This is a genomic window from Actinospica durhamensis, from assembly GCF_018139695.1.
In the GTDB taxonomy this organism is placed as follows: Bacteria; Actinomycetota; Actinomycetes; order Streptomycetales; family Catenulisporaceae; genus Actinospica; species Actinospica durhamensis.
The window spans coordinates 1-23,997 of the sequence record NZ_JAGSOG010000079.1 but is presented as its reverse complement, the minus strand read 5'-3'; the positions used below and the strand labels follow the sequence as shown (position 1 = coordinate 23,997).

Annotated in this window: 20 protein-coding genes and 1 pseudogene; 15 read left to right on the top strand and 6 right to left on the bottom strand. The window is 69.4% G+C overall.

The genetic code is table 11. The features are described 5' to 3' along the window. The first annotated feature begins 188 nt into the window (after window positions 1-188). Window positions 189-335 carry a hypothetical protein gene (locus KDL01_RS17240; RefSeq protein WP_212529535.1) on the top strand — a complete coding sequence of 49 codons (147 nt, stop codon included), beginning with the start codon at window positions 189-191 and terminating at the stop codon, window positions 333-335. A 584-nt stretch (window positions 336-919) separates the two neighbouring features. Here the strand turns inward: KDL01_RS17240 and KDL01_RS17235 are convergent. Together KDL01_RS17235 and KDL01_RS17230 are read right to left on the bottom strand one after the other, a co-directional pair. Then, window positions 920-1,903: an AraC family transcriptional regulator gene (locus KDL01_RS17235; RefSeq protein ID WP_212529534.1), complete on the bottom strand. Its 984-nt coding sequence runs from the start codon at window positions 1,901-1,903 to the stop codon at window positions 920-922. 142 nt (window positions 1,904-2,045) lie between these two features. Then, window positions 2,046-2,585, bottom strand: a complete 540-nt coding sequence (locus KDL01_RS17230; protein WP_212529533.1) for a hypothetical protein — start codon at window positions 2,583-2,585, stop codon at window positions 2,046-2,048. A 242-nt stretch (window positions 2,586-2,827) separates the two neighbouring features. Between KDL01_RS17230 and KDL01_RS17225 the strand changes: the two genes are divergently transcribed. Together KDL01_RS17225 and KDL01_RS17220 are read left to right on the top strand one after the other, a co-directional pair. Further along, complete coding sequence (locus KDL01_RS17225; RefSeq protein ID WP_212529532.1) at window positions 2,828-3,892, top strand: hypothetical protein; 1,065 nt, start codon at window positions 2,828-2,830, stop codon at window positions 3,890-3,892. 108 nt (window positions 3,893-4,000) lie between these two features. Beyond that, window positions 4,001-4,885 (top strand): YwqG family protein, encoded by an 885-nt coding sequence (locus KDL01_RS17220; RefSeq protein WP_212529531.1) that lies wholly within the window; start codon window positions 4,001-4,003, stop codon window positions 4,883-4,885. A gap of 137 nt (window positions 4,886-5,022) precedes the next feature. Here KDL01_RS17220 and KDL01_RS17215 read toward each other — a convergent pair whose 3' ends face one another. Beyond that, entirely contained in the window at window positions 5,023-5,442 is a 420-nt protein-coding gene (locus tag KDL01_RS17215; RefSeq protein WP_212529530.1) for a hypothetical protein, read from the bottom strand. A 125-nt stretch (window positions 5,443-5,567) separates the two neighbouring features. Between KDL01_RS17215 and KDL01_RS17210 the strand changes: the two genes are divergently transcribed. From KDL01_RS17210 to KDL01_RS17190, 5 genes are all read left to right on the top strand, one after another. After that, window positions 5,568-7,658: a hypothetical protein gene (locus tag KDL01_RS17210; protein WP_212529529.1), complete on the top strand. Its 2,091-nt coding sequence runs from the start codon at window positions 5,568-5,570 to the stop codon at window positions 7,656-7,658. A gap of 392 nt (window positions 7,659-8,050) precedes the next feature. Further along, the gene (locus tag KDL01_RS17205; protein ID WP_212529528.1) at window positions 8,051-8,725 is read left to right on the top strand and encodes a fasciclin domain-containing protein; all 675 of its coding nucleotides are present in this window, start codon (window positions 8,051-8,053) and stop codon (window positions 8,723-8,725) included. A 109-nt stretch (window positions 8,726-8,834) separates the two neighbouring features. Beyond that, entirely contained in the window at window positions 8,835-10,532 is a 1,698-nt protein-coding gene (locus tag KDL01_RS17200; protein ID WP_212529527.1) for a molybdopterin-dependent oxidoreductase, read from the top strand. 171 nt (window positions 10,533-10,703) lie between these two features. Next, complete coding sequence (locus KDL01_RS17195; RefSeq protein WP_212529526.1) at window positions 10,704-11,978, top strand: NAD(P)/FAD-dependent oxidoreductase; 1,275 nt, start codon at window positions 10,704-10,706, stop codon at window positions 11,976-11,978. A 72-nt stretch (window positions 11,979-12,050) separates the two neighbouring features. Next, a complete protein-coding gene (locus tag KDL01_RS17190) occupies window positions 12,051-12,485 on the top strand; it encodes an SRPBCC family protein (protein WP_212529525.1) in 435 nt (144 codons plus the stop codon). A gap of 23 nt (window positions 12,486-12,508) precedes the next feature. Here the strand turns inward: KDL01_RS17190 and KDL01_RS17185 are convergent, their stop codons facing one another. Further along, on the bottom strand, window positions 12,509-12,820 hold the full coding sequence (locus KDL01_RS17185) for a DUF1707 SHOCT-like domain-containing protein (protein WP_212529524.1): 312 nt from the start codon (window positions 12,818-12,820) through the stop codon (window positions 12,509-12,511). Window positions 12,821-12,866: 46 nt separating this feature from the next. After that, window positions 12,867-13,448, bottom strand: a complete 582-nt coding sequence (locus tag KDL01_RS17180; protein WP_212529523.1) for an ArsR/SmtB family transcription factor — start codon at window positions 13,446-13,448, stop codon at window positions 12,867-12,869. A 338-nt stretch (window positions 13,449-13,786) separates the two neighbouring features. Between KDL01_RS17180 and KDL01_RS17175 the strand changes: the two genes are divergently transcribed. From KDL01_RS17175 to KDL01_RS17150, 7 genes and pseudogenes are all read left to right on the top strand, one after another. Next, window positions 13,787-14,257, top strand: coding sequence for a VOC family protein (locus KDL01_RS17175; RefSeq protein ID WP_212529522.1), 471 nt, complete (start codon window positions 13,787-13,789; stop codon window positions 14,255-14,257). 200 nt (window positions 14,258-14,457) lie between these two features. Continuing rightward, window positions 14,458-15,813: a dihydrolipoyl dehydrogenase family protein gene (locus tag KDL01_RS17170; protein WP_212529521.1), complete on the top strand. Its 1,356-nt coding sequence runs from the start codon at window positions 14,458-14,460 to the stop codon at window positions 15,811-15,813. Between the two features lie 247 nt (window positions 15,814-16,060). After that, a complete protein-coding gene (gene egtA / locus KDL01_RS17165; protein ID WP_212529520.1) occupies window positions 16,061-17,368 on the top strand; it encodes an ergothioneine biosynthesis glutamate--cysteine ligase EgtA in 1,308 nt (435 codons plus the stop codon). Next, a complete protein-coding gene (egtB, locus tag KDL01_RS17160; protein ID WP_212529519.1) occupies window positions 17,368-18,816 on the top strand; it encodes an ergothioneine biosynthesis protein EgtB in 1,449 nt (482 codons plus the stop codon). The genes egtA and egtB overlap by 1 nt, the downstream gene beginning before the upstream one ends. Continuing rightward, window positions 18,816-19,607, top strand: a pseudogene (egtC, locus tag KDL01_RS45950) (ergothioneine biosynthesis protein EgtC); the annotation flags it as partial. The gene egtB and the pseudogene egtC, both read left to right, overlap by 1 nt. A 186-nt stretch (window positions 19,608-19,793) precedes the next feature. Further along, window positions 19,794-20,717, top strand: a complete 924-nt coding sequence (gene egtD / locus KDL01_RS45945; RefSeq protein WP_368861586.1) for an L-histidine N(alpha)-methyltransferase — start codon at window positions 19,794-19,796, stop codon at window positions 20,715-20,717. A gap of 551 nt (window positions 20,718-21,268) precedes the next feature. Then, window positions 21,269-22,942, top strand: coding sequence for a glycoside hydrolase family 130 protein (locus KDL01_RS17150; RefSeq protein ID WP_212529518.1), 1,674 nt, complete (start codon window positions 21,269-21,271; stop codon window positions 22,940-22,942). Window positions 22,943-23,026: 84 nt separating this feature from the next. Here the strand turns inward: KDL01_RS17150 and KDL01_RS44590 are convergent, their stop codons facing one another. Beyond that, window positions 23,027-23,680, bottom strand: coding sequence for an Ig-like domain-containing protein (locus tag KDL01_RS44590; RefSeq protein ID WP_212529517.1), 654 nt, complete (start codon window positions 23,678-23,680; stop codon window positions 23,027-23,029). Between the last annotated feature and the right edge of the window lie 317 nt (window positions 23,681-23,997).

The following is a 23,997-nucleotide window of genomic DNA, read 5'->3' as shown; positions in this document are numbered from 1 at the left end:
CCGACCGACGCATCCAGCCAGGTCGAAACGAAGCCAGCCGACCACGACTCACGTGCACTACCGCGGCGCACACGGCCGCAGCCAAGCCGTCCACGAAGTCCGGGAGCAAAGCCACGACCGCCGTCAAGGACGCCAAGGGGCAGCAGTTCCAGTCGGACATCGTCAGCTCCATATCCTCGGGTCCGCTGATGGGCGACACCGTCAACCTGGCGCACGGGGACTCCTCGCTCGGCTGGGTGGTGTTCGACGTGCCCGTGCGGGACTCCATCACGCGGATTCAGTTCACCGTGGACAGCGGGATGGGGTCGGACACGGGCCAGTGGAGTCTGTCCTGACTCCCACGAGCGCGGCGTCCGGCCGCCGCTGCACGACGGTTCTGGTTCGGCACGTGTCCCGAGCCGAACGATGGATGTCTCGGCAAGTGAGGCGGCCCTGCGAGATCTGGATCTAGGGTGGTCTCACCGTGAGGGTGTCCGGCACTGAACATCTCTATCCCTGGGGGATGCGCCGACCGGTGCCGCCTGCGTAACCGCAGCCCGTGCCAGGCGAGCACCGGTCGCCCTCACGGTCCAGCCCGTCGACCGCCGGCCCATACCGCGTCGGTCGACGGGACGCTCGCGCGTCATCGCTCACGCGCGCAGTGAGGCGGGCTGCGCACCATCGCGGTGGCGGTGATGCGCAGCCCGCCGGGCCCGAGTAGGAACGGGTGGATCCCGGAACGTAGGAACGGGTGGATCCCGGAGCCGCCGCTCAGGCATGTCGAGCCCGGGTCCATTCGGCTGACCCCGGGTCCATTTGGCTGAGCTGAGCCCAGAGCTGGCCACGCCCAGAGCGGCCACCCGGCCGGCGAAGGCGAAGGCGACGGCGACGGCGACGGCGACGGCGACGGCGGGTCTAGTCTCGGCGGCCGACCGCCTACCTAGGTCGTCGTGCTGCGCCACTCCCGTGGGCTGGTGCCGAACTCGCCGCGGAACCATCGTGAGAACGCACCCACAGAGGCGAACCCCAGCAGTTCGGAGATCTCGGTCAGCGAGCGGCCTGGATCCGGAACGAACCGTTTCGCGGCCTCGACCCGCGCCGCCTCGAGCAGCGACGAGAAGCTGTCCCCGGTGCGCGCGAGCCGCCGGTGGACCGTGCGGCGGTCGAATCCGAGCGTGCGCGCGACCTGCTCCACCGAGCACCTCCCGGTCGGCAGCAGAACCTCGATGATCTTCCGTACCCGGTCCGCATCCGTCTGCTCGGCGACCACGTGAAGAGACTCCACGTACTCCCGTGCGTACCCCCGCAGGACCTCGTCGGCCGAGGTGAGCGGGGTGCCCAACACGTCGGCGCGGAACACGATGCCGTTCAAGCTCGCGCCGAACTGCGGCTTCAACCCGAACACGCGACGGTACGTGCGCAGGTCGGCCGGGGCCGCATGGGTGAAACACACCGACACCGGCCGCCACTGCGCGCCCAGGAAGCCACGCAGCACATGCTGGTAGGCGCCGACCGCGAGCTCCACCGCCTGCCGACAGCGAACATCCCCGGCGAAGTCGAGGCCGACGTGAACCGTCGCGATCCCGTCCCCGGCTTCCACGAGACTGACCCGCAACGCCTGGTTGTACATACGCTCGTACCTGATCAGAAGATCGATGACGCTGCGCACGTCAGGCAGCTCACGCACCAGCAGGCTGATCGGACCCAGATTCGACAGTCGGCGGCTCTCCGACAGGCGCAGGCCGAAATCCTCGCGGCCGCAGGCCGAGGCCGAGAGCTCCAGCAGCTCCGCCACCGCCGAAGCGCTCACCCACAGGTCCTGAGCTGCCGGATCGACGCCACCCAAGCCGACCCGGCGCAACAGCGACCCGGCATCGACGCCCGAGTCACGACACAGGTCAGCGAATCCATGCAGCGCCGCCATGCGTACGAGAGTCTCCACAGACACACGCTCCCGAATAGCGGCCCGCGTGCCATTCTTCAGCCGCCCGCGGCCGCCCGCATCTCGGACGCGCGTGCCGCACACCTCTGACCACGCACGGGCGCCGGCCCCGGGCCGCCACTGGTCACTGCCAGACGCGCCAGGAGTTGATCCGGTCGTTCATGCGGTCGCCGACATAGCCGACGACCACGCACTGGCAGGGGTTGGACCGACCGTCCCAGTACTGCGAGTCGCCGGTTTCGTCAGTGTTGGCGTATCCGGTCACTTGATCGCAGTATTCGTCGAACGTGTCGAAGCCCGAGATCGAATTCTGCCAGTCGGCGTCCACAGTAATCCGGTAGCCGCTGCTGTCGCACGGCCCGTCGTCGGCGTACACGCGGGTGATGTCCGGCGGCTCGTTGTTGGCGTTGCGGTACCACTCCATCAGGAGAACCTCGTCCGCCGCCAGCTTCCGGGCCGACGCATCGGTGGTGCGATAACACGTCTTCGACACCACCGGCGAGGGCTGTCCAGCCGGTGCCTTGCCGACCACCATGTCGCACACATTGATCTGCCCGTCCTCGACCGAAGCAGCCGCACCGACCGGCATCGCCGAGGCGAACATCAGGCCTCCGATCGTGACCGCGAGGGAGAGCCCCCGGCGAATAAACAAGCTCGCCAACAAAGCGATATCCTTTCCAGACTTTCCAAATGAACAGTATGGGCGGCACCGACCATAGCGTCTCCCTGAGGCACCAGCCGGGTAAGTACGGCGCGACGCGCGCAAATTACTGAATGTGTCGGCGTGTCACAAGTATCGCTCGCGCTCTACCAGGTCATGTGCGACTCATGCGGTCGCGCCTATACCCTCGCCTATACCCCGAGCTTGCAGTAGGCGGATAATACGATCGAGAGGCGAGGTGGCTTGTGAATCAGAACCTTGGCATCAGCGTCGATTTCCAGGCGTTCGCGGCTCTGGCGTGCGAGGGCGCCGAGGTGTGGATGGAGTTCACACCGGACCGCCCGGTCGAGGCCGCGTTCTTCGACGCGATGGGTTCGGCGCTGGCAGCGGCGAACGAGGCAACGGGCCCAGACGGCTTCGGCGCCAGCGTGATCCCGACGGTCGCGGGCGGTGTGACCATCCTCAAATACCCGCCGAGCGAACAGGCGCTGCGCGACTGGCTTGACCTCTACACCGCCCGACTGTGGGCCGAGGGCTGGGGCGGCTCGCTCCACCTCGCACCGGCGGTCCGCCGGCCGGACTGGCAGCGCGACCTGCACGCACCGATCCTCACCGTCTTCGCCTCCTACGGCGAGACACCCGCAGCGGCCCTGTGCGAGGCGGCCGTGGGATGGGCACGACGCCACGGCGGCCCCGACGAGTACCTGCTCAGCGGCGGCCTCACCCTCGCAGACACCACAGGCGAACTCGGCCGGCACCTGCACCGCGCGCTCGAGCAGCGCCGCATGATCGGCGCATGCCGCGCGAGCGCGCAGCCAGGACCGCTGGCCCGCATCAGCCTCACCGCGCACGGCCACGCCTCATACCAGCTCTACGATCCCGAATTCGCGCCGATAGAACTGGCCCAGCAGGCCCGGGAGACACTGACCATAGGCTGCGAATACACCCGCTGGGCCGCTGCCACGCTCACCGACCGACAGTCGAACGGTTGGGCGATCCTGCGGCGCACGCTCGGCCAGAAGATCCCCGCGCCAGGCTGGACGATCGCGCACAACAACCCGGCGTGGAGCACATACGTCCCGGACGCCTTCGGCATGCAACTGCTCAACGACGAGCACCTGAGCCGGTTCGCGGACACATCGAAGTGGGCTGTCACCGAAGTCGCCGCGCGCAGCTACCTTGTCGAGGCCCCAGACCTCGCGGCCTGGCTGCGGCCGCAAGGTCCGCCGCCCGAAATACTCGCCGCCGCGCGCGCCGACTTCGGCCCCGCCATCGCCCCCGCAGACCTGCCCCGTAACGCCGACTCATGACCTTCAGTGCCACCGGTTCCACAGCCCGGACGAAACGACGCGTCGAGCTCGAGCACGGCCGAGTCGGGCGATCCGCCAGTGTCACCGGCGACGGATACGATCCACCTTGTGAACGAGTGGATAACGCCCGCGCCGCCGATCGACCTGGCGGCAGAGTTCCCTGAACTGGCGCCTTATGCGCGTACGACGACGCGGCTGCACCCGCGCCGCGGTGAGCCGGGCGTCCATGACTCGTCGCTGGGCGGTCCGCTGTTGTGGCCCGCGAACGAGCCGTGGCCGATCAAACCGGGTTCGGATTTCGGGCCGTTCGAAGATACGCCGGTCCCGGCGGTGCCATTGCTGCAACTCTACCGGCGCGATGTCGCGCAGTTGCCCTTCCCCGCAGGAACCGATCTGCTGCAGTTGTACTGGTACCCGATCGAGCACGATACGACCGATTCCTCCGACCCTGAGATCATGATGGTCTGGCGGGACTCCGCGAGCGTGACGGAAACGCTCACCGATGTGCCGCGCGATGATTCGGACTATCCCTACGTGCCGATCCCCTGCGTGCTGCACCCGGAGCCCGGCGTCGTCGAATATCCCTCGCGCACGACAGATCTGCCTGAGGGCTGGGACTGGAGTCGGCTCGACGCATTCGAGGAGGGGTCCGGCTGGGGCGCGTTCCACACGTTATTCGTCGCCTCCGGAGTCAAGGTGGGCGGCTGGCCGAACTTCTATCAAGACGCGACCTGGCGCTATTGCCCGGACTGCGGGCGACGCATGGAGCAGTTGCTGGCGCTGGACGGCGTGGAATGGAACGGGGAGGGCTGGAAGCGCTGGATCCCACGCGCCGACGAGCGGTTCCGCACCAGCCTCGCCGCTGGCGAGTACCGCAGAGACGCCCGGGCCGCTCAGTGCCCTTCGGGAATCGATCTCGGTGGTGGATGCCTCAACCTCTACTACTGTCCCGTCTGCCCGGGCATGCCGCACGCCCAGTGGTACGACCGCTGACGCCGACCGGACAAGGGCCTCGTGGCCTATAGCCTGCCCTTTTTCGCCAATTCGATGTCACCCGACGCGCCCTCGACTGATCGTGACAACGCAAGCGAGCTTCGGAATGCATCAGATTGACCGCGCCAGGACAGCTTCTATTCGGCTAGGCCGCCGCTCGCCCACACGGCTCGGTCGCGAAACGCCTGGAACTCATGCCAGCCGTCGGTCTCCTCGACCGCGGTGATGAAGTCCCCGCTGGAACAGTCCAGCACTCGGCAGTCCAGCGCTGCGGCCATCGCGAAGATCGGGGCCATGACTTCATCTCCGCCACCGCGGACGTGCAGCATGATCGAGTCGATGGGGTCGTCGCGGCCGATGTTCAGCTCGATGGACCAGGTAGGTCCATCCAGATTGCCCCAGGTCGGATCGCTCAGATCCACGGTCGGCACCGCCGTGCGGAGTACCGCTTCGACCTCGGTCCGGCTGCCCAGGGGTGCGGGTTTGTAGTTGCGCGGGATGTCGGCCATCGAGGCGACGTCGTTGGGGATTTTGAAGAGCACCACGTCCCAGCTCACAGTGCGGTTTCTCCTTCTGGCTCTGATATCGACGAGCCGATGGTACGCACTGCCGCCGACAGGGCGCGTGCCGGCCGCAGCCCTCGTTCGACGGCTTGTCAGTGCGGCCGGGCATAGTGTCGCCCATGCTGCTGGGACTCGCGGATATCGACTGGTCGTCCATGCACCACGCCTACGGCACTGCCGAGGAGGTGCCAGAGTTGTTGGAGCAGTTGGCCTCGCCCGACGCCGACGTGCGGGGCAAAGCCCTGAGCCGCTTCTACAGTGCCGTACACCACCAGGGTGACGTAATGAACTGCACCGTGGCCACCCTGCCGTTTCTGCTCGACCTGGCCGGCGACTTCGCGACCCCGGACCGGCCGGCGATCGTCGCGCTGCTGGTCAGCATCGGTGAGGCCGCCATCTACGGCTATGGCAGGAACTACATCGACTACGACGGCGTCACACCGTCCAACTGCGACTCTGGCGCCGATCTGTTGCGCGAGCATGCTCCGACCTTCATCGCTTACGCCGCCGACGGCGAGCAGAGGATGCGCCGGGCGGCGATCCCGGCCCTGGCCTGGTTCATCGACGACGCTCCGCGTGCCGCGGGACTGATACAGGCCCGGCTTACGCCGGAGGCCGACACCATGGAGCGGCTGCTGGTGCTGGAGACGATGGCGGTCCTCGCCGAACGGCTGCCCGCCGCCGTTGACACCGCAGTTGCCTGGTTCGATGTGCTCGCTGCCGATCCGGACCTGGGCCCTGAGATCCGCCTCGCGGCCCTCGCTCAGCGCACCCGGTGCTCCCGCGATCGGATCGGCCCGCACGTGATTCCCACGGCGGTCGCACTCATCCGAGAGATCGCCGATGAGCCGACGACCTCCGAGCAGTGGGCCGGCCCGCCGCGTGAGAAGACCCCGGTGACGAACGCGCCGCCGCAGATCGCGGACGCCTTCGCGCAACTCGACCACTTCTCCAGTGTCTACGCGCCGACGACCGATGTGCTGCGAACCTTCCACAAGGCCTTGGGCGCTCGAGTGGCCGAACGCACCGCGCTGCTGACCGCTCAGACGGCCAGTCGGGATGCGGGGACCAGGTTGGACGCGGTCCGGATGGCGTGCGACCTGATGAAGGGGTTCCGCGGTGACCACAGTGCTTTGATCTCCCTCGTCGCCGGCCAACTCGACACGCCCGAGTTCCAGGTGGCCGCCGAGGCCGCCGCCGCCCTGGAGAGCTGCCAAGTGATCGCCGAGCCGGCGCGAGACGCGCTCGCCGAGCACGTCGCCCGGCAGGAGGCGATCCGCGGACCGCTGGTGTGGGCGGCGCCCGACCCGCACCTACGCCGCGCGCACCAGAACGCGGTGCGTGCCCTCGCGCGGCTGGGTGACGACCGCGCCGTGCCGCACATCCTCGCCGCGCTCGAGCAGGACGTCGACACCTGGCGCGCCGTCGGGGTCGCAGGCTGCCTGCCCCAGGCCGCCGACCGGTTGACTCCGCACCTGTGCCGGCTACTCGGCGGCGCCGCGCTTTCGGCACCGCCCTTCGACGGAGGCACGCAAGACCTGCTGACCGCATTGCGCCGGTTGAACGAGCCGACGACGCTACCGACGATCCTCGAATTCCTGACCGAGGCGGTTCAGGCTGAGCAATGGTCGGTGGCCGGCATCGCGTTGACGACGGTCGCAGCATTCGGGTCGAGCGCACAGGACGCGCTGCCGATCGTCAGGTCATTGACTTCGTGTTCCGACGGCCACGTACGCTCCGCCGCGGTGCAGGCCCTGTGGGCGATCGGCGTCGGGGAGAGTGAGATCCTGCCGCTGGTGCTGGAGCCGCTGCAAGGCACCACCAGCTTCTGGATCCGTGACGCCGGCGAGATCCTGACCCAGATCGACCGCGACGCCGCCTGCGCGGCGGTACCTCGACTACGGGAACTTCTCACGAACAACTACGTGTGGACCCGTATCTTCGCCGCCTCCACCCTGTGGGACGTCGCCGGCGAGCCCGAAGCCCAGGCCGTGCTGGACACGCTGGAGGAGGCGTGGGTGAAGAACGGCTACACCCGGGACTTCGTCGCGCAGGTCATGAAGCGCATGGGTCCGTCCGCAACACCGATGCTTCCGCGCCTGGTCGAGGAACTCGCCGAGACGCGGCGTTGCGGTGGCCTGGGCGTCGGGATCTCCCGCGATGAAGATCTGCAGCGCGACATCGGTGATCTCATCGCTCAGCTCGCATAGGAGACTGCAGATACTCAATGTACGGTCGGCGGCCTCCGATCGCGATCAGGGATGCGCCGGCGCCCGCGCAGAGTAGATGCGGCAGCAGTCCAGCGGTCCAGCGGTCCACTGACTCAGCCTGCCTCCGGAGCCGTCCGTCCCGCGCGGGTTCCGGATCGGCCCCACGCAGTGCGCCACATCGTCAAACCGCCGAGAAGCTGCCGAGGCGGTTTGACGATGTGGCGCACTGCACGGCTGGGGCGTGAAACGGAAACGTCCCTTCGTAGCCTGACGGGCTTTCGGATTGCTACCCGACGGCACCGGATGATGTGGGATTCGACACGCAATCCGGACAGGCCGGCGTCCCGAACAGTCTCCGTAAGAGCTCGGATTTCCGTCCCTGAGGAGACCCCATGAACACCACTCGTACCTCCCGCCGCCTGGTTCCCGCCGTTATGGCCGCGGCCGTGCTGAGCGTCGGACTGGCCGCGTGCAGTTCGAGCGGTTCGAGCACACCCGCCTCGTCGACCACCACCGCGCCGATGGCCTCGGCCGCGCCGGCGACATCGGCCTCGATGATGGCCACCGACGCCGCGGCGGGCACAGACTTCGGCGCCGCCTGCTCCTCGGTGCCGAGTTCCGGCGCCGGCAGCTTCTCCGGGATGGCGCAGGCCCCGGTGGCCACCGCCGCGTCCAGCAACCCGGTCCTGTCCACGCTGGTGAGCGCGGTCAAGCAGGCCGGCCTGGTCGACACCCTCAACAGTGCCCAGGGCATCACGGTCTTCGCCCCGGCGAACGCGGCCTTCCAGAAGATCCCGGCCGCGACGCTGAGCTCGGTGCTGGCGAACAAGGCCGAGCTGACCAAGATCCTGACTTACCACGTGGTGGCCGGGCAGCTCACCCCGGCCGAGCTGGCCGGCACGCACAAGACGCTGGAGGGCGGGAGCATCACCGTGGCGGGCAGCGGTGAGTCCTTCACAGTCACCGGCGGCTCGTCCTCGAACACCGCGAACGTGGTGTGCGGCAACGTGCAGACCGCGAACGCGACCGTCTACATCATCGACAGTGTCCTGATGCCCGCGAACTGACCCCGCACGAACCGAGGCCGCGGCCTCCAGGCCCACCTCAGGCGGCGGTGCGGTGCCCGTGACACCAGACCGGGCACCGCCGGGCTCGGCTTCTCGAAAGGCTCGTGCGATGAACCCTTCCCGCGCCACGGCGTCACCCCGGCAGCACGGGCAGCCCCGGCATCAGCGGCAGCACCGGCTGCGTGCGCGCACGGCGCGCGTCGGACTCGGCGCGCTCATCGGCGCCCTGACCGCAGGGGTCGCATTGGCGGCCGGCGAGGCGATCGCGATCTTCACGGGCCCGGCGAGCGCGCCGGTCTTCGCCGTCGGCGAGGCCGCGGTCAACCTCACCCCCGCGCCGCTTAAGGAGTGGGCCATCGCGCACTTCGGCGAGCACGACAAGCAGTTGTTGATCGCCGGGATCCTGGTGCTGCTGGCCGTGATCGCGTTGCTCGCCGGGATCCTCGCGCTGCGCCGCTACCCGCTCGGTGCGGCGTTGGTCGGACTCTTCGGCGCGATCGGCGTGGCCGCGGCCGTCTCCCCGCCGGACAGCACCTGGACCTGGGCGCTGCCGAGCGTGGTCGGTGCGCTGGTCGCGATGGCCGCGCTGCGCCTGCTGGTAGGCACGAGCCACGCTGCCGCGACGACGGGAGCTGTATCGGCGATCGACGGGTCACCCTGGGAGCTTTCCGCACCGCCCGCGGTCGAGCCGCACGGCCTCTCGCCCGAGACTGCCGGTGCGGCACTGCCGGGCCCAGCCGCCGGCCGCCGCGATTTCCTGCTCGCTGCGGGTGGCGTTGCCGCCGGATCCGCGGCGGTCGGCTTCGGCGCGAACCTGATCTCCGACCGCCGCTACGACGTCGCCGCCGAACGAGCCGCGGTACGCATCCCCAGACCGACCTATCCGGCGCCGCCGGCGCCCGCCGGCGTACACCCGGACATCCCGGGCTTGAGCCCCTTCTACACCGACAACGACGTCTTCTACCGAGTGGACACCGACCTCGTCCTGCCCGAGATCGATCCGAACCGCTGGACGCTGCGCATCGACGGCATGGTCGAGCACCCGATCGAGCTCAGCTTCGCCGACCTGCTCAAGCGGCCGCTGCACGAGCACGACATGACGATCTCCTGCGTCTCCGACCCCGTCGGCGGCCCGTACGTCGGCAACGCTCGCTGGATCGGCGTCTCGGTTCCCGACCTGCTGCACGCCGCCGGCCTACAGTCCGGGGCCGACCAGCTGATCGCCCGCTCCGCCGAGGGCATGACCATCGGGACACCGCTCGAATCAGTGCTCGATGGCCGAAACGCACTGCTCGCCGTCGCGATGAACGGCCAGGCCCTGCCGATCGCACACGGCTTTCCGGCCCGCATGCTCATCCCCGGCTTCTACGGCTACGCCTCCGCCTGCAAATGGGTCACCGAACTCACCGTCACCACCTTCGCCGCCCAACAGGCGTACTGGGTGCGCCGCGGCTACGCCGAGATCGGCACCATGAAGACTCAGTCCCGCATCGACGTGCCCAAGCCCTTCGCGCACCTGAACGCGGGAAACGTCACCGTCGCCGGCGTCGCCTGGGCCACCGACCGCGGCATCGCCGACGTGGAGGTACAGATCGACGACGGCCCCTGGCGGCAGGCCAGACTCGCCGCGTCAGACGGCCCGGACACCTGGCGGCAGTGGACCTACGAGTGGCAGGCCACCACGGGTACCCATGCCATCCAGGTACGCGCCGCCGACGACTCAGGCACCTACCAGAGCGCCACCCGGGCCGAACCGTACCCTTCCGGAGCCTCGGGCTACGAGAGCCTGGTCGTCATCGTCGCCTGATCCGTCCGCGCGGGGCACGGGGACGAAGCGACAGGTGCACTACATCTAGCGGCCCGGCAACCACCCTCCTATGCAGGATCTACTCACCTTGCGCACGCCCGTGACCAGTCGAAAGAGTTGACCGTAACCAGTCGAAACCGTCGAAACGAGGCCAGTCGGAGGGAGGACGCTGTGGGACGTTCGACCGAGGTGGGACGTTCGACCGGGTTCGACGCCGTGATCATCGGTGCCGGCATGGCCGGGTTGGCGTGTGCCGAGGACCTGGTGAAGGAGGGGTGGTCGGTGCGGGTCCTCGAGGCCGGGGATCAGCCGGGCGGGCGGATGCGCAGCGATGTGCGGGACGGGTTCGTGTTCGACCGCGGCTTCCAGGTTTTCAACCCGGGCTATCCGCAGGTCAGGGCGCGGATCAAGGTCGAGACGCTCCAGCTCGAGCGGCTGAGCCGCGGTTTCCTGCTCTGCGGCCGGGGTTCGCGGCGAAGGTTCGCCCATCCCCTGGACGGGCTGAGCCTATGGCGCGAATTACCGACCGGGCGACTCGGCGACATCAAAGATCTGGCAGCCTTCGGGCTCTACACCGGGCGCACCGCACTGGGCGGTGCGCGCGGGCTCAAATCAGGGCCCGATCTTCCGGCACGCCAGGCGTTGCGCGGGGCAGGGTGCTCGCCGCAGTTCGTCGACAACGTGCTGCGGCCGTTCTTTGCCGGCGTATTCCTCGAGGACGAGTTGGAGACCTCGAGCCGGGTGCTCGCGCTGGTGTGGCGCAGCATGATGCGCGGCTCCGCCACCGTCCCGGCGGCGGGAATCGGCGCCATCGCCGGGCAGATGGCCGCCCGGCTTCCCGCAGGGACGATCGAGTATGAGTGCCCTGTACGTCAGCTCACTGACGGGGGCGTCGAGCTCGCCGACGGCCGTGAGATCGGCGCGCGCCGGGTGATCGTGGCCACTGAGCACGCGGGGGCACGGTCACTGCTGCCGTCCCTGCCACAGGTCGCAACGAACGCCGTGACCACGTACTACCACGCCGCGCCGCGCGCGCCGATCAGCGAGCCACTGTTGCTTGTGGACGCCGGCTCGGCCGTACTCAACACCGTGGTCATCTCGAATGCCCAACCCGGGTTCGCGCCGCCCGGGTACGCGCTGGTCTCCACGTCTGTCGCCGGGGCAAGCACGATCACGGAGCCCGAGGTGCGCACACGCCTGGGCGAACTCTACGAGACCGATACCAGCAGGTGGGACCTGCTCGCGCGCTACGCGATTCCCGGCGCACTGCCGCGTATGACGCCCCCGTGGCCCCTCACCCGATCCACCCGGCTCGCGGCCGACCGCTACGTGTGCGGGGACTACCGCGCCACTGGTTCGGTCCAAGGCGCGATGGCCTCCGGCGCCCGCGCCGCGCGCGAGGCGATCGCCGACGCCGGCCGGGCTGACCGAACCGGCAATCCATAGCCGTCCGGGCTCCGAACCACTAAGGAAAAAGGGACCCGATCCGTCACGAGAACAGGAACCGGAGGAGCGCCCGTGGTCACCGTCAGCCGCACCTTCACCGTGGCCGCACCGCGCGAGCGCGTTCACGACTACCTCAAGGACTTCGCCAACACAGTGCACTGGGATCCCGGGACCGTGCAGTGCGTACGACGCGACCACGGCCCGTTGCGCACCGGCGCGGAATGGACCAACACCTCGACGTTCATGGGCCGCACCGCAGTACTCGACTACACACTGGCCGTTCTCGAGCCCGAGAGGCTCGTCTTCCGCGGTACCAACGACAAGGCCGCCAGCACGGACGACATCACCCTCGATGCGCCCACCGACACAACGACCCAAGTCACCTACCGCGCCCAGATCACCTTCCACGGAGCGCTTCGCCTCGTCTCCCCACTGCTGCGCAGGCCGTTCGAACGCCTGGCCGACCAGGTCGTGGAAAGGATGACGACGACACTGGGCGACCTGTGAACTGAGCAGGATCGAAATGAGCCTCAGCGGGTGAGCAGCCAGTAGACCAACCCGGCCGGCGGGCATACGCAGAGCAACACGTACAAGATGCGCCGGTCCGTCCCCGTGGCATGGTGCGTCGTCCGGGGGCTGGAGTCGGAGGGCAGGTCTGCGATCAGTGCCCGAAGTTGCCCTCGCGTCTTGGCCTCGCTGGCATCGGCAATCCGCTCTTCGAGCTCGGCCAGGGTCAGCCGGCCGTCGGCGAAGTGGCGTTGGAGCAATGCCAGAGTCTGGTCGCGTTCGGCATCAGAGGTTCGGATTTCCGGGTCGTCTCCTCGCGCTTGTACATCCGTCACGTCCGACTCCTCGGTTACTCATCCGCCTTATTAGGCACGCGCTCCTTTACTGAGGCCGATCCTCGAGATCGACCAGCGCGACCACGAACCGCGCCCACGTCCCTTCGGCCTCGTCTTGCGCGCACTGCGTGCCGAGCCGCTCGATATGGCCGCGCAACTCGGCCAGCGCAGGCTCGGTCAGCCGCAACGCGCTGCGGTGCACGGTGACCTCCCGTCGGCGTCCTGCCGCCTTGGCCTGATACGCGGTGCTGAGCTCGACGGTGGTTGCCTCCAGTACGGCGCCGAGGAACGCAGCCGTCTCCTCAGGACCCGCGTCCCCGGGCGGCTCCACCTCGACCGCGGTGTAGACGCGCTCGACCTTCCCGCGCCCCCGCGGCCGATACTCGCCGACCCGGATCAGGCCGGCCCGCTCGAGTTGGCCGAGGTGGTAGTACAGGCGATCGGCCGGCATGCCGAGGCGGTCGGCCAACTCACGTGCGGATCTGGGCTCCTCCCACAAAGCCTCCAGCAGCTTGATCCGCAGCGGATCGGCCAGAGTCTTGTGGATGCTGTGCCAGGCCTTCGGGGCAACGGGTTCAGCGGGTTCAGCAGGTTCAGCGGTGTGCATCGCCGCCGGCGCCTTGGTCATTGGAATCTTCTCCCCTCATTGAAGAAAGTTACAACGCTCTGTGCAGGGACGCAATGGTGGAGAGTTTTCCAATGACGGGGCGGCACCCTCACCTGGACGATGGATCGCGGTTTCCCTCGACGAGAACGCCGCGACCACGCCCGCGACTTCGCAGGCATCCGCCGCAGACGCGCGGTGCCATTGAAGGCGGCGGCCCGCGCTATGCCACGAGGGTGAAGCCATGAATCACCAGCGGCCGCGAGGGGCACGCTTCCACCGATGCCGAAACCCGATCACGGCAACGCCTCCTGCGGGCCTGGCCGTAGACCGAGCATGAGACCAACACGTGGAGGTACCTGATGGCCGAACTCCCGTCGCCGCCGGAGGGAATCGTGCTCGCCCACTTCATCGTCTCGGACGATGTCGAGCGCTCTCGGCGCTTCTACACGGAAGTACTCGGCGGCCGGCTGGCCTACTCCGGCCCCGGCGGGCTGACCTATGTCGCATTGGCCAACAGCTGGATCATCATCAACGTCGGCGGCGGTCCGACCGACGACAAGCCGTCGGTCACCCTGGAGAGCCCGCGCGATCCCAACCGGGTCAGCAGTTTCGTCAATATCAGGGTCAGGGACATCCATGCCGTGTACGCGGAGTGGAGCGCCCGGGGTGCCGAGTTCCTGACACCGCCGAAGCAGCACCAGTACGAGATCCGCTGCTACATCCGTGATCCTGACGGCCATCTGATCGAAGTCGGGCAGACCACCGATCCAAGTGGAGACTGGACGCCCGCTCACTGGCCGCCCAGTTCGCGCACCGGCGATTCGGCCTGATCGCCGCGGTCCCGACCGCGCTCCGCGAGGCCGATCGCCGGCGACGCTGGTCGAGCCCCCCTCCGGATGCGGGCCGCGGTCGTGTGTACCAGGCTGGACGCGTATGCGGTTCGAGCGTGGGAGCGCGCGAGAGCGGTCGGTGTGCTCGGCGACCAGGCCGGGAGCGTGCAGCCGACCTAGGGCGAGGACGGAGGCGAACGGTGAACGGCACCTACGATGTCATCGTCATGGGCGGTGGCTCACCCGGAGAACACTGCGCCGGTGCCCTGGCGCAGGGCGGCCTGCGGGTTGCGCTCGTGGAACCGGAGCTGGTCGGCGGCGAGTGCTCCTACTGGGCCTGTATCCCGTCGAAGACGCTGCTGCGTCCGGGCGAGGCGGTCCAGGGCGCGCAGCAGGCGGCCGCGACCGCGAAGGTCGACGTCAAACAGGCTCTGGCGTGGCGGGACTTCATGGTGTCCGACTATTCGGACGCGGGGCAGGAGCGCTGGCTGGCCGAGCAGGGGATCGATCTGCTGCGCGGCGCCGGGCGGCTCGCCGGGCCGGGGTGCGTGGAGGTGGCCGGGGTCCGCTACCGGGCCGAGCACGTCGTCGTCGCCACCGGTGCGTCGCAGTTCATCCCGCCTGTCCCCGGGCTGCGGGACCTGCCGGGGGTGTGGACCAGTCGCGAGGTGACCGGTATGAAGGCCGTCCCACGGCGGCTGGTCGTGTTCGGTGCCGGGCCGGTCGGGGTGGAGATGGCCCAGGCGGTACGGCGGCTGGGCGGCGAAGTGGTGCTGACCGCACGGGACCGGCATGTCCTGCCGCACCAGCCCGCGCCCCTGGGCGAGGCGCTCGGCGAGTGCCTGCGCCGCGACGGGATCGAGCTGGTGCTCGGCCCGGCGGCGACGGGTGTCCGCTTCGATGACCCTGACTACGTCCTGAGCCTCGACGACGGGCGGGAACTGCGCGGCGACAAGCTGCTCGTCGCCACCGGGCGGCGCCCCCGCGTGCACGACATCGGCCTGGAGACGGTCGGGGTGAGCGCGGACGAGCACGGCATTCCGGTCGACCGGAACCTGCGTGCCGCGGACAACATCTGGGTCGTGGGCGACGCGACCGGCCATTGGATGCTGACCCATGTCGGCAAGTACCAGGGCGAGGTCGTCGCGGACAACATCCTCGGCACACCCCGTGAGGTGGACTACCGGGCAGTGCCGGGCGTCGTGTACACCGATCCGCAGGCGGCGTCGGTCGGCGCGCACGATGCGCTGTTCAGTGCGACCGTGCCGCTGTCCGAGGTGGCCAAGACCGCCACCTACACCCGCGGCTACGCCGACTCCAACGGGTTCCTCACGCTGCTCAGCGACGGCCGCGTGCTCACCGGCGCCTACGCGCTCGGCCCCGAGGCGGGCGAATGGCTCCAGCAGGCGACGCTGGCCATCCGCGCCCGGATTCCGCTGGACGTGCTGCGCGACACCATCCAGCCTTTCCCGACGTTCTCCGAGATCTACGTTTCCGCACTCAAGGCCGTGCACGACAAGATCACCGCGGAGAAGCGGCAGCCGGCCGGAACGTAGCACGAGGGGCTCCCCACCGGCGCCGACGCGTGGTGGACGGGCTTCCGGCGTTGTCGCACGTCGCTCTCGAGGAGGCCGACATGGCGAACGGGAACGAGGGCTTCGGCGGCCACGGTCGATACAGAGGCGACACGCCCTACCGCGCGCCGCCTCGTCCGCACCGGCCGCCCGATCCGGCCCGCTCGGCGCAGCACAACGCGCAATCGGGCGGCGGCCAAGCCTGCGCAGGAGACGACAGGAGACCAGCATGGAGCGTCAGCTCTGGACCAAGGTCGACGAACGGCTCTCGGCTGAAGCCGCCACGGACTACATCCGCGGCGTGTGCTTCAAAACCGGTCCGCCCGGGAGCACCGGCGTCGAGCTCGAATGGCTCGTCCTCGACCGCGCACAACCCCACCGCCTCGTTTCTCCTGAGCGACTCGACGAGGCGCTCGCCTCGCTCCCGGCGGCCGACGGCCGCCTTCCCAGCGGCACCCGGCTCACCCGTGAACCCGGCGGGCAACTGGAACTGAGTACCTCGCCCGCACCGCGACTGCTCGCCTGCGTCACCACCGCCGCCGAAGACCTCGCGCTGGTCGGCCGGGCGCTGCGGGCCCAGGGTCTGGAGCTGTCCGGCTACGGACTCGACCCGTTCCGCGATCCGCAGCGGGTACTGGTCCAGCCGCGCTACGCGGCCATGGAAAGGTACTTCGACCGGATCGGCCCGTGGGGCCGGATGATGATGCGCGCCACCACCGCGATCCAGGTCAACCTGGACGCCGGCACCGAAGGCGGCGGCCTCGACGGCTACCGGGCCCGCTGGCAGCTGGCCCACCGGCTCGGCCCGGTGCTGGTCGCGGCCTTCGCCAATTCCCCGCTGTGGCACGGCAAGCCGACCGGCTGGCGCTCGACCCGGCAGGCCGCATGGAAGAACCTTGATCCCGGGCGCACCAGTCCCCCGCAGGATCTGCCCGCGCATGCCGACCCGCGCGACGCGTGGGCCGGCTTCGCCCTGGACGCCGGGCTGCTGTGCCTGCGGCGCACGCCCTCCGGGGACTGGACCGCGCCGCCCGGGCTCACCCTCGCCTCGTGGCTGGACGGCGGCATCGCCGAGCGCCCGGCCACCCTGGACGACCTCGACTACCACCTCACCACGCTCTTCCCTCCGGTGCGCCCCCGCGGCTGGCTGGAGCTGCGCATGATCGACGCCCAGCCCGGCGACGGCTGGCTCGTCCCGACGCTGCTCGCCGCGGTGCTGCTCGACGACCCCGAGGCCGCGTGGGCCGCGTGGTGCGCGACGGAGCCGCTGTGCACCGCGTCCTCGCCGTTCCCGCCGCGGGCCGTGTGGGCGCGGGCGGCACGGCTGGGCATGTCAGTACCCGAACTCGCCCGGGCCGCAATGGCCTGCTTCGAGGCCGCGATACCGGCCCTCGCCCGCGCCGGAGTGCCCGCGCAGCTGCGCGAGCAGGTCGCGGCCTTCGCCGCACGCTACCCCGCGCGCGGCCGTTGTCCCGCGGACGAGCTGCTGGACCACCCCGCCGCGCTCCTGCCCGTGCACCCGGAAGGAACATACTGATGGCCGTGCCGACCCGTCCGAGCGACGCGAACCCCAGCACCCGGATACCGGCCACGCCGACGACGACGCCGGCACCGACCCCCGCGACCGCGACCGCGCCGCCGCGAACCGAGCAGGCGCTGCGTGCGGCCGCGCTCGCAGCCCTCGAACACGCCCGGCGGCGCACGCTCGCGCTGACCGACTGCCTCGACGCGGCGGAACTCGCCGCGCAGCACTCGCCGCTGATGTCGCCCCTGGCCTGGGACCTCGCCCACATCGGCAACCAGGAGGAGATCTGGCTGGTGCGCGCCGCCGGCGGCCAGGCCGCGCTGCGCCCGGACCTCGACCCGCTCTACGACGCGTTCGAGCACCCGCGGGCCGAACGCCCGGCGCTGCCGCTGCTGGCGCCGGCGCAGGCCCGGCGGTACGTCGCCGCGGTGCGCGAACACGCCCTCGACGTGTTGCGGACGGCCCCGCTCGGCCCCGACCAGGACCCGTTGCTGGCCAACGGTTTCGTGTTCGGCATGATCGCGCAGCACGAGCAGCAGCACGACGAGACGATGCTCATCACCCATGAACTCCGCCGAGGCCCGGCCGTCCTGCACGCCTCTCGGCCGGATCCGGGCCCCGTGGACGCGGCGGACCTGCCGTCGGAAGCCTGGATCCCGGGCGGCCCGTTCACCATGGGCACCGACGACGAGCCCTGGGCGCTCGACAACGAACGTCCCGCCCACCGGGTGGAGGTCCCCGGTTTCTGGCTGGACACCGTGCCCGTCAGCAACCGCGCGTTCCAGGCCTTCATGGCGGACGGGGGCTATCAGGACCCGCGATGGTGGAGCCCGGCCGGCTGGGCACACCGCGTCGAGGCGGACCTGCACGCGCCGCTGTTCTGGCAGCACGCCGAGGACCCGGAGGCCGTCGACGGAGGTTGGCTGCGCCGGCGCTTCGGCGTCCTCGAGCCGGTGCCGCCGGACGAGCCGGTGCTGCACGTGTGCTGGTACGAGGCCGACGCGTACGCGCGCTGGGCCGGCCGGCGCCTGCCGACAGAGGCGGAATGGGAGAAGGCCGCGCGCCACGACCCGGCCACCGGGCGCTCGCGGCGTTACCCCTGGGGCGACCAGGATCCGACGCCGCTGCTGGCCAACCTCGGGCAGCGCCACCTCCAGCCCGCGCCGGCCGGCGCCTATCCCGACGGCGCCTCGCCCTACGGGGTGCGTCAGCTCATCGGCGACGTGTGGGAGTGGACCGCTAGCGACTTCGCGCCCTACCCGGGCTTCGCCGCGTTCCCCTACAAGGAGTACTCAGAGGTCTTCTTCGGCGGGGACTACAAGGTGCTGCGCGGCGGTGCCTTCAGCGTCGCCGAGGTCGCCTGCCGGGACACCTTCCGCAACTGGGACTACCCGATCCGGCGTCAGATCTTCGCCGGCTTCCGCACCGCACGCGGCCCGCGTCCCGGGGAGGTCCACTGATGTGCCGTCAGCTCGCCTACCTCGGTCCCACCGTGTCACTGGCCGAGGTGGTTCTCGATCCCCCGCACGGCCTCTACCAGCAGGCGTGGGCGCCGCGGCAGCAGCGCTACGGCACGGTGAACGCGGACGGCTTCGGCCTCGGCTGGTTCTCCGACCGCGCGGAAGTCGGGGACGGATCCCCGCGCCGGCCCGCCCGCTACCGGCGAGCCGTGCCGATCTGGGCCGACCCCAACCTTCCCGAGCTCGCCGGCGCGCTGCGCAGCGACGCCATCCTCGCCGCGGTCCGCTCGGCGACGGACGGAACCACCCCGGACGAGTCCGCTGCCGCGCCGTTCCGCTCGGGGCGATGGCTCTTCGGCCACAACGGCGCGATCCCCGACTGGACCGGTCTGCCGGCCGCGCTCGCAGCGGCCGCGGAGTCCGAAGCCGGGACCGTCGCAGCCGCGCCGCTCGACCCCGCCGCGCTGCTGTCCCTCGAAGCCCGCTCTGATTCCGCGCTGCTGTGGGCCATGCTGGCAAGCCGACTGCAGCAAGGTGAGCCCGCGGACACCGCCGCGGCCGCGCTGGTCGGCCAGGTCGCGGCCGTCCGCCCAGACGCGCGTATCAACCTGCTGCTGACCGACGGCCAGAGCATCGTCGCCACCCGGTTCGGGGACACGCTCTGGTACCGGAACGCGCCCGGCCGGGTGCTCGTCGCCTCCGAGCCGGACGAAAACTCTGACACCCGCGCGATGGGCCCATGGCAGGAGGTCCCCGAGAACTCGCTGCTGCTCGCGACCCGCGCCGGCACCCGCGTCGTTCCCCTCCCGCCCCCGGCAGATGCCGTCAGTGGCCTGATACAGGCTGCCACGCGCCACACCACCGCGGCCCCGGCCCGCAGCCGGTCCGCCGCTGCGTCCGCCGACCCGTCCACCGCTACGCCCGCCCCCCGATTCACCCTCGACCAGAGGCTCCCCGCCGACTACCTCACCGACTCGCTGCGCCGCGACGTCGTGGCCGGCCTGTCCGCCACGCCCAAGATCCTGCCGCCCAAATGGTTCTACGACGCGCGCGGCAGCGACCTCTTCGAGCAGATCACCGAGCTCGCCGAGTACTACCCCACTCGCGTCGAAGAGCGCATCCTCGCCCGCATCGCCCCGGAGATCGCCGGAGCCACCGGTGCCGCCACCGTCTTCGAACCCGGCTCCGGCTCCTCCCGCAAAACCAGGCTGCTGCTCGACGCGCTCACCGCTCGCGGCACCCTCCGGTGCTACGCCCCGCTCGACGTCAGCCCCAGTGCTCTGGAACAGGCAGGCGCCGCCCTCATCCGCGACTACCCGGCGCTGACCGTGGCCGCGACCGTCGCCGACTTCGAAGCCGATCTCACCGTGCCGCACGACGCCCCGAGCCCGCGCCTGATCACCTTCCTCGGCAGCACGATCGGCAATCTGGACCCGACCGAGCGGCGGGAGTTCTACGACATGCTGCGCGCCGACCTCGGCCCGGCCGACGCGTTCCTGCTCGGAGCGGACCTGGTCAAGGATCGCGACGTGCTCGTCCGCGCCTACGACGACAGCCAGGGCGTGACCGCGGAGTTCAACAAGAACGTACTCCACGTCATCAACCGCGAACTCGGCGCAGACTTCGACCCCGACTCCTTTGCCCACGTCGCACTGTGGAACGAGGAGGAAGAGCGCATGGAGATGCATCTTCGTTCCCGGTACGCCCAAACCGTCAAGGTCCGGGCGCTCGACCTGTCCGTCGACTTCGCGGCCGACGAGCTGATGCGCACCGAGATCTCCTGCAAGTTCCGACGCGACGGTCTCACCGCCGAACTCTCAGACTGCGGACTCGACGTACGGAACTGGTGGACCGACGAAGCCGAACAATTCGCCGTGCTCCTGGCCGTCCCGAGCAGGTGAGGCAGCGGGGGTCACCTACGGTCGGCAGCCGAGGCGGTGTAGTGCCGCGGCACGGACCCGCACGATGACCCTGCGGTCCCAGTTGCCGTCGGCGTCGCGCCCGCAGGGGGCAATAACGAGGATGTCGTCGGCGTCGAAGAACTCCGCGTCGATGCCCCGTTCGCGCAGTCAAGCCTGGAGCGCCTCGAGGGGCGTGGGGTGTCCGGCGTCGGCGTCGTAGGCGAGTACGTGGACAAACTCGCTCGCTGGTGTGTCCATATCGTCCATGATGCCGCATCGGGTCCGTCCGGCGTGGCTGGGTGGTACGGGCTCCGCGTGGCTGGGTGGTGCTGGCTCCGCCGATGCCAGCCCTAGGATGAATTCCCGGAATCCTAAGCCCGCAGTACGTAAAACCACTGTTAGAGTCCGTAAGCTATTTTCATCAGGATACTTGCCACGGGGAAAGATCGGTTGTTTGCCTTGACAGGCCGCCAGCGCGGTGGAATTCTCTCGATGACTATGACAACGCTGTCATATGCTCATTCCACTCATGGCGGATCGAGGAGGATCCCGTGAGACCCACACGAGCAAGAACCCTGATCTCCCCCCGCGGAAGGCCGGCCCGGATACTCGGGCTGATCGTCTTGATCGCAGGAGCGCTCTTCGCCCTGCCCATCGCCACCGCGCAGGCCTCGGACTACACCGCGGCCAACCTGCCGGACTGGGCCATCGGCCCGTTCACCCGGCAGCCGGCGGCCAACCCCGCACCGGTGCTCAGCCCCTCGTCCAGCGGCTGGGACTCCTCGGACGTGGACAACCCGGGCGTGATCTACCGCAACGGCCAGTACGACATGCTCTACCGGGCGGACGGCGGCGGCGAGCCGGTCCAGGTCGGGCTGGCGACCAGCACCGACGGGATCCACTTCACCCGCAGTGCGTCCAATCCCGTGATCCCGAACAACGTGGACCCCTACGAGTCCGGCGGCGTGTACGACCCGAGGCTCTACCAGCTCAACGGCACCTACTATGCCTTCGTCGAAGGCTATGACTGGTCCAACAGCCCGCCCCAGACCATCATGGAGACCACCTCCACGGACCTGGTGCACTGGACCACGGCCGTGCCGATCGTGAACACCAACTACGACCCGGCAGTGGTCACGGACGGCAACGACACCCCGGTCCTGATGAACACCCAGTACGGCCAGCGGTACGTCATGTACTACGGCGACAGCGACCCGGCCAAGGGCCGATTCATCGCCTATTCCACCGACATGCTGCACTGGACGAACAACACCGCGTTCAATATGAACTTCCCCAGCGACTACAACCCCTGGGAGATCTGCGTCACCGTCACCGACTACCAGACGGTGCAGGGCGGCCCGACCAACAACAATATCCTGATGTTCGTGGCCGGCACGCTGATGGCTCACGGCCGTTGGTACTACGGCATCAGCGAGGTCGAGTTCTCCGCCAGCAACCCCTCCCAACAGATCAGCCAGCTGACCGAAGCGGCGCTGAGCCCAGCGGAGCCGTACGAGCTGTCCGGCACGACGGCGAACACCGTGTTCATGAACTCGATCTCCTTGATCAACGGCCAGTGGTACATGTACTACGGCGCGGCCGACCACCAGATCGCGCTGGCCACCGCCCCGCTGCGCGCCAGCGAACAGACCCCGTTCACCGGCACCGGCTTCGAGACCGGCCAGCGCTACCCGGACTGGGCCGACTCAGTCGACAGCAGCGGCGGACAGAGCGGCGGGATCAGCAACGTCAACCCTTATCCCGGCTACGGCCTGACCGGCCCCGAAGCCAGCATGCGACAGGAGAACGCACACACCGGCAGCACGGCACTGATGTACTCCGGGGACGCCGCCGGAGCCGCGGCGGACTACGCCTACATGAAACTGTTCGACACCTCGGCCCATCCACCGAGCATCGACGCCAACACCACACTCTCGTACTGGATCTATCCCCAGAGCGCGAACAGCACGTGCGTCGCACTCGACATGGTCTTCAGCGACGGGACCGCCCTACGCAATCTCGGCGCGAAGGACCAGAACGGCAACCAACTCCATCCCGCCCATCAGTGCGGGCATCTGACCCTCAATCAGTGGAACTACGTCACCTCTGATATCGGCGCCGTGGCCGCGGGCAAGACCCTTGAACGCATCGACCTCGGCTACGACGAACCGAACGGCAGTGGCACCTACCGCGGCTACATCGACGACATATCGCTCTCCGGCTGATTCCGCTTCTCCTCGCAGCGGCGGCGGGGCGGACGCGACGGATGCCGTCGTGCCCGCCCCGCCTTGCGCTGCGGTCGTGCTTGGTCAGACCGTGCCGAGAGTGACGCGGGCGTTGGCAGTGGAACCGGTGTAGCCGGGGATCGGGGTGTAGGTGGCGGTGTAGCCGAAGATGACGAGGTTGTCGACGGCCACGATGTTGCCGGCGTAGCCCTTGTTGAACGTCGCGGTGCAACTGGCGATGCCGTTGGCGTGCGTGACAGCACTGCACAGGGGCAGGTTGCCGGCTCGGCCGGTGAAGACGACCGTCTGCCCGGAGATCGGGGCTCCGATGGTCTTGTTGGTCAGCGTGGCGGACAGGCCGGTGACCTGCACGCCGCCGACGCCGACGCGGATGAGGCTGCCGGTGGCGGGGGCCGCGGTGAGGGAGGTGGTGGAGGTGGTCACCGTCTGCTGCGTGCTGCCTTGGCTCTCGGCGTCGCTCGCATCGCCGCTGTAAGCCGCAGTCACGGTGTAGCTGCCGACCGGCAGCACGCTGTTGGTGCAGATCGCCACGCCGCTGCCGTTGAGCGCCGCGTTGCCGCACAGGGTCGTGCTGCCGCTCGTGAAGGAGACGGTGCCGGTCGGGTTGTTCATCCCGGTCACGGTCGCGGTCAGCGTCACGGGCTGGCCGAAGCTCGAGGGGTTCGGGGCCGAGGTCACGCTGGTGTTGGTGGGCGGGAGCGTGGAGGAGATGGTCACCTGGCCGTTGTTGTTCGCCGTCCCGATCGTCGAGAGCGCGTAGCTCGTGGCGGTGCCCGTCGCGGTGGCGAAACTGCTGCCTCCGCCGCCGCCCCGGTCCCGAGGATGCCTGTGCCGTTGACGGAGCCGCTGCCGCCACCGCCGCCGGCGAAGTACCCGCCCGCGCCGCCGCCGCCGGCACCGATGGCAGTGGCGGCACAGAGAGCGAAGTAGCTGCCCCCGACGCCACCGGTACCGACCGTGGCGCCGGAGAACCCGCTGCCCTGCCCGCCGCCCGTGACCATACACGGTGCAGCGCTACCTCCTGCCCCACCGGC

Excerpts from the sequence above, each read along its gene's own strand:
- KDL01_RS17205 (WP_212529528.1), top strand. The coding sequence starts at position 8,051 with ATGAACACCACTCGTACCTCCCGCCGCCTGGTTCCCGCCGTTATGGCC.
- KDL01_RS17210 (WP_212529529.1), top strand. The coding sequence starts at position 5,568 with ATGCTGCTGGGACTCGCGGATATCGACTGGTCGTCCATGCACCACGCC.
- KDL01_RS17240 (WP_212529535.1), top strand. The coding sequence starts at position 189 with ATGGGCGACACCGTCAACCTGGCGCACGGGGACTCCTCGCTCGGCTGG.
- egtA (WP_212529520.1), top strand. The coding sequence starts at position 16,061 with ATGGAGCGTCAGCTCTGGACCAAGGTCGACGAACGGCTCTCGGCTGAA.
- KDL01_RS17200 (WP_212529527.1), top strand. The coding sequence starts at position 8,835 with ATGAACCCTTCCCGCGCCACGGCGTCACCCCGGCAGCACGGGCAGCCC.
- KDL01_RS17235 (WP_212529534.1), bottom strand. The coding sequence starts at position 1,903 with ATGGCGGCGCTGCATGGATTCGCTGACCTGTGTCGTGACTCGGGCGTC.
- egtB (WP_212529519.1), top strand. The coding sequence starts at position 17,368 with ATGGCCGTGCCGACCCGTCCGAGCGACGCGAACCCCAGCACCCGGATA.
- KDL01_RS17180 (WP_212529523.1), bottom strand. The coding sequence starts at position 13,448 with ATGACCAAGGCGCCGGCGGCGATGCACACCGCTGAACCTGCTGAACCC.
- KDL01_RS17175 (WP_212529522.1), top strand. The coding sequence starts at position 13,787 with ATGGCCGAACTCCCGTCGCCGCCGGAGGGAATCGTGCTCGCCCACTTC.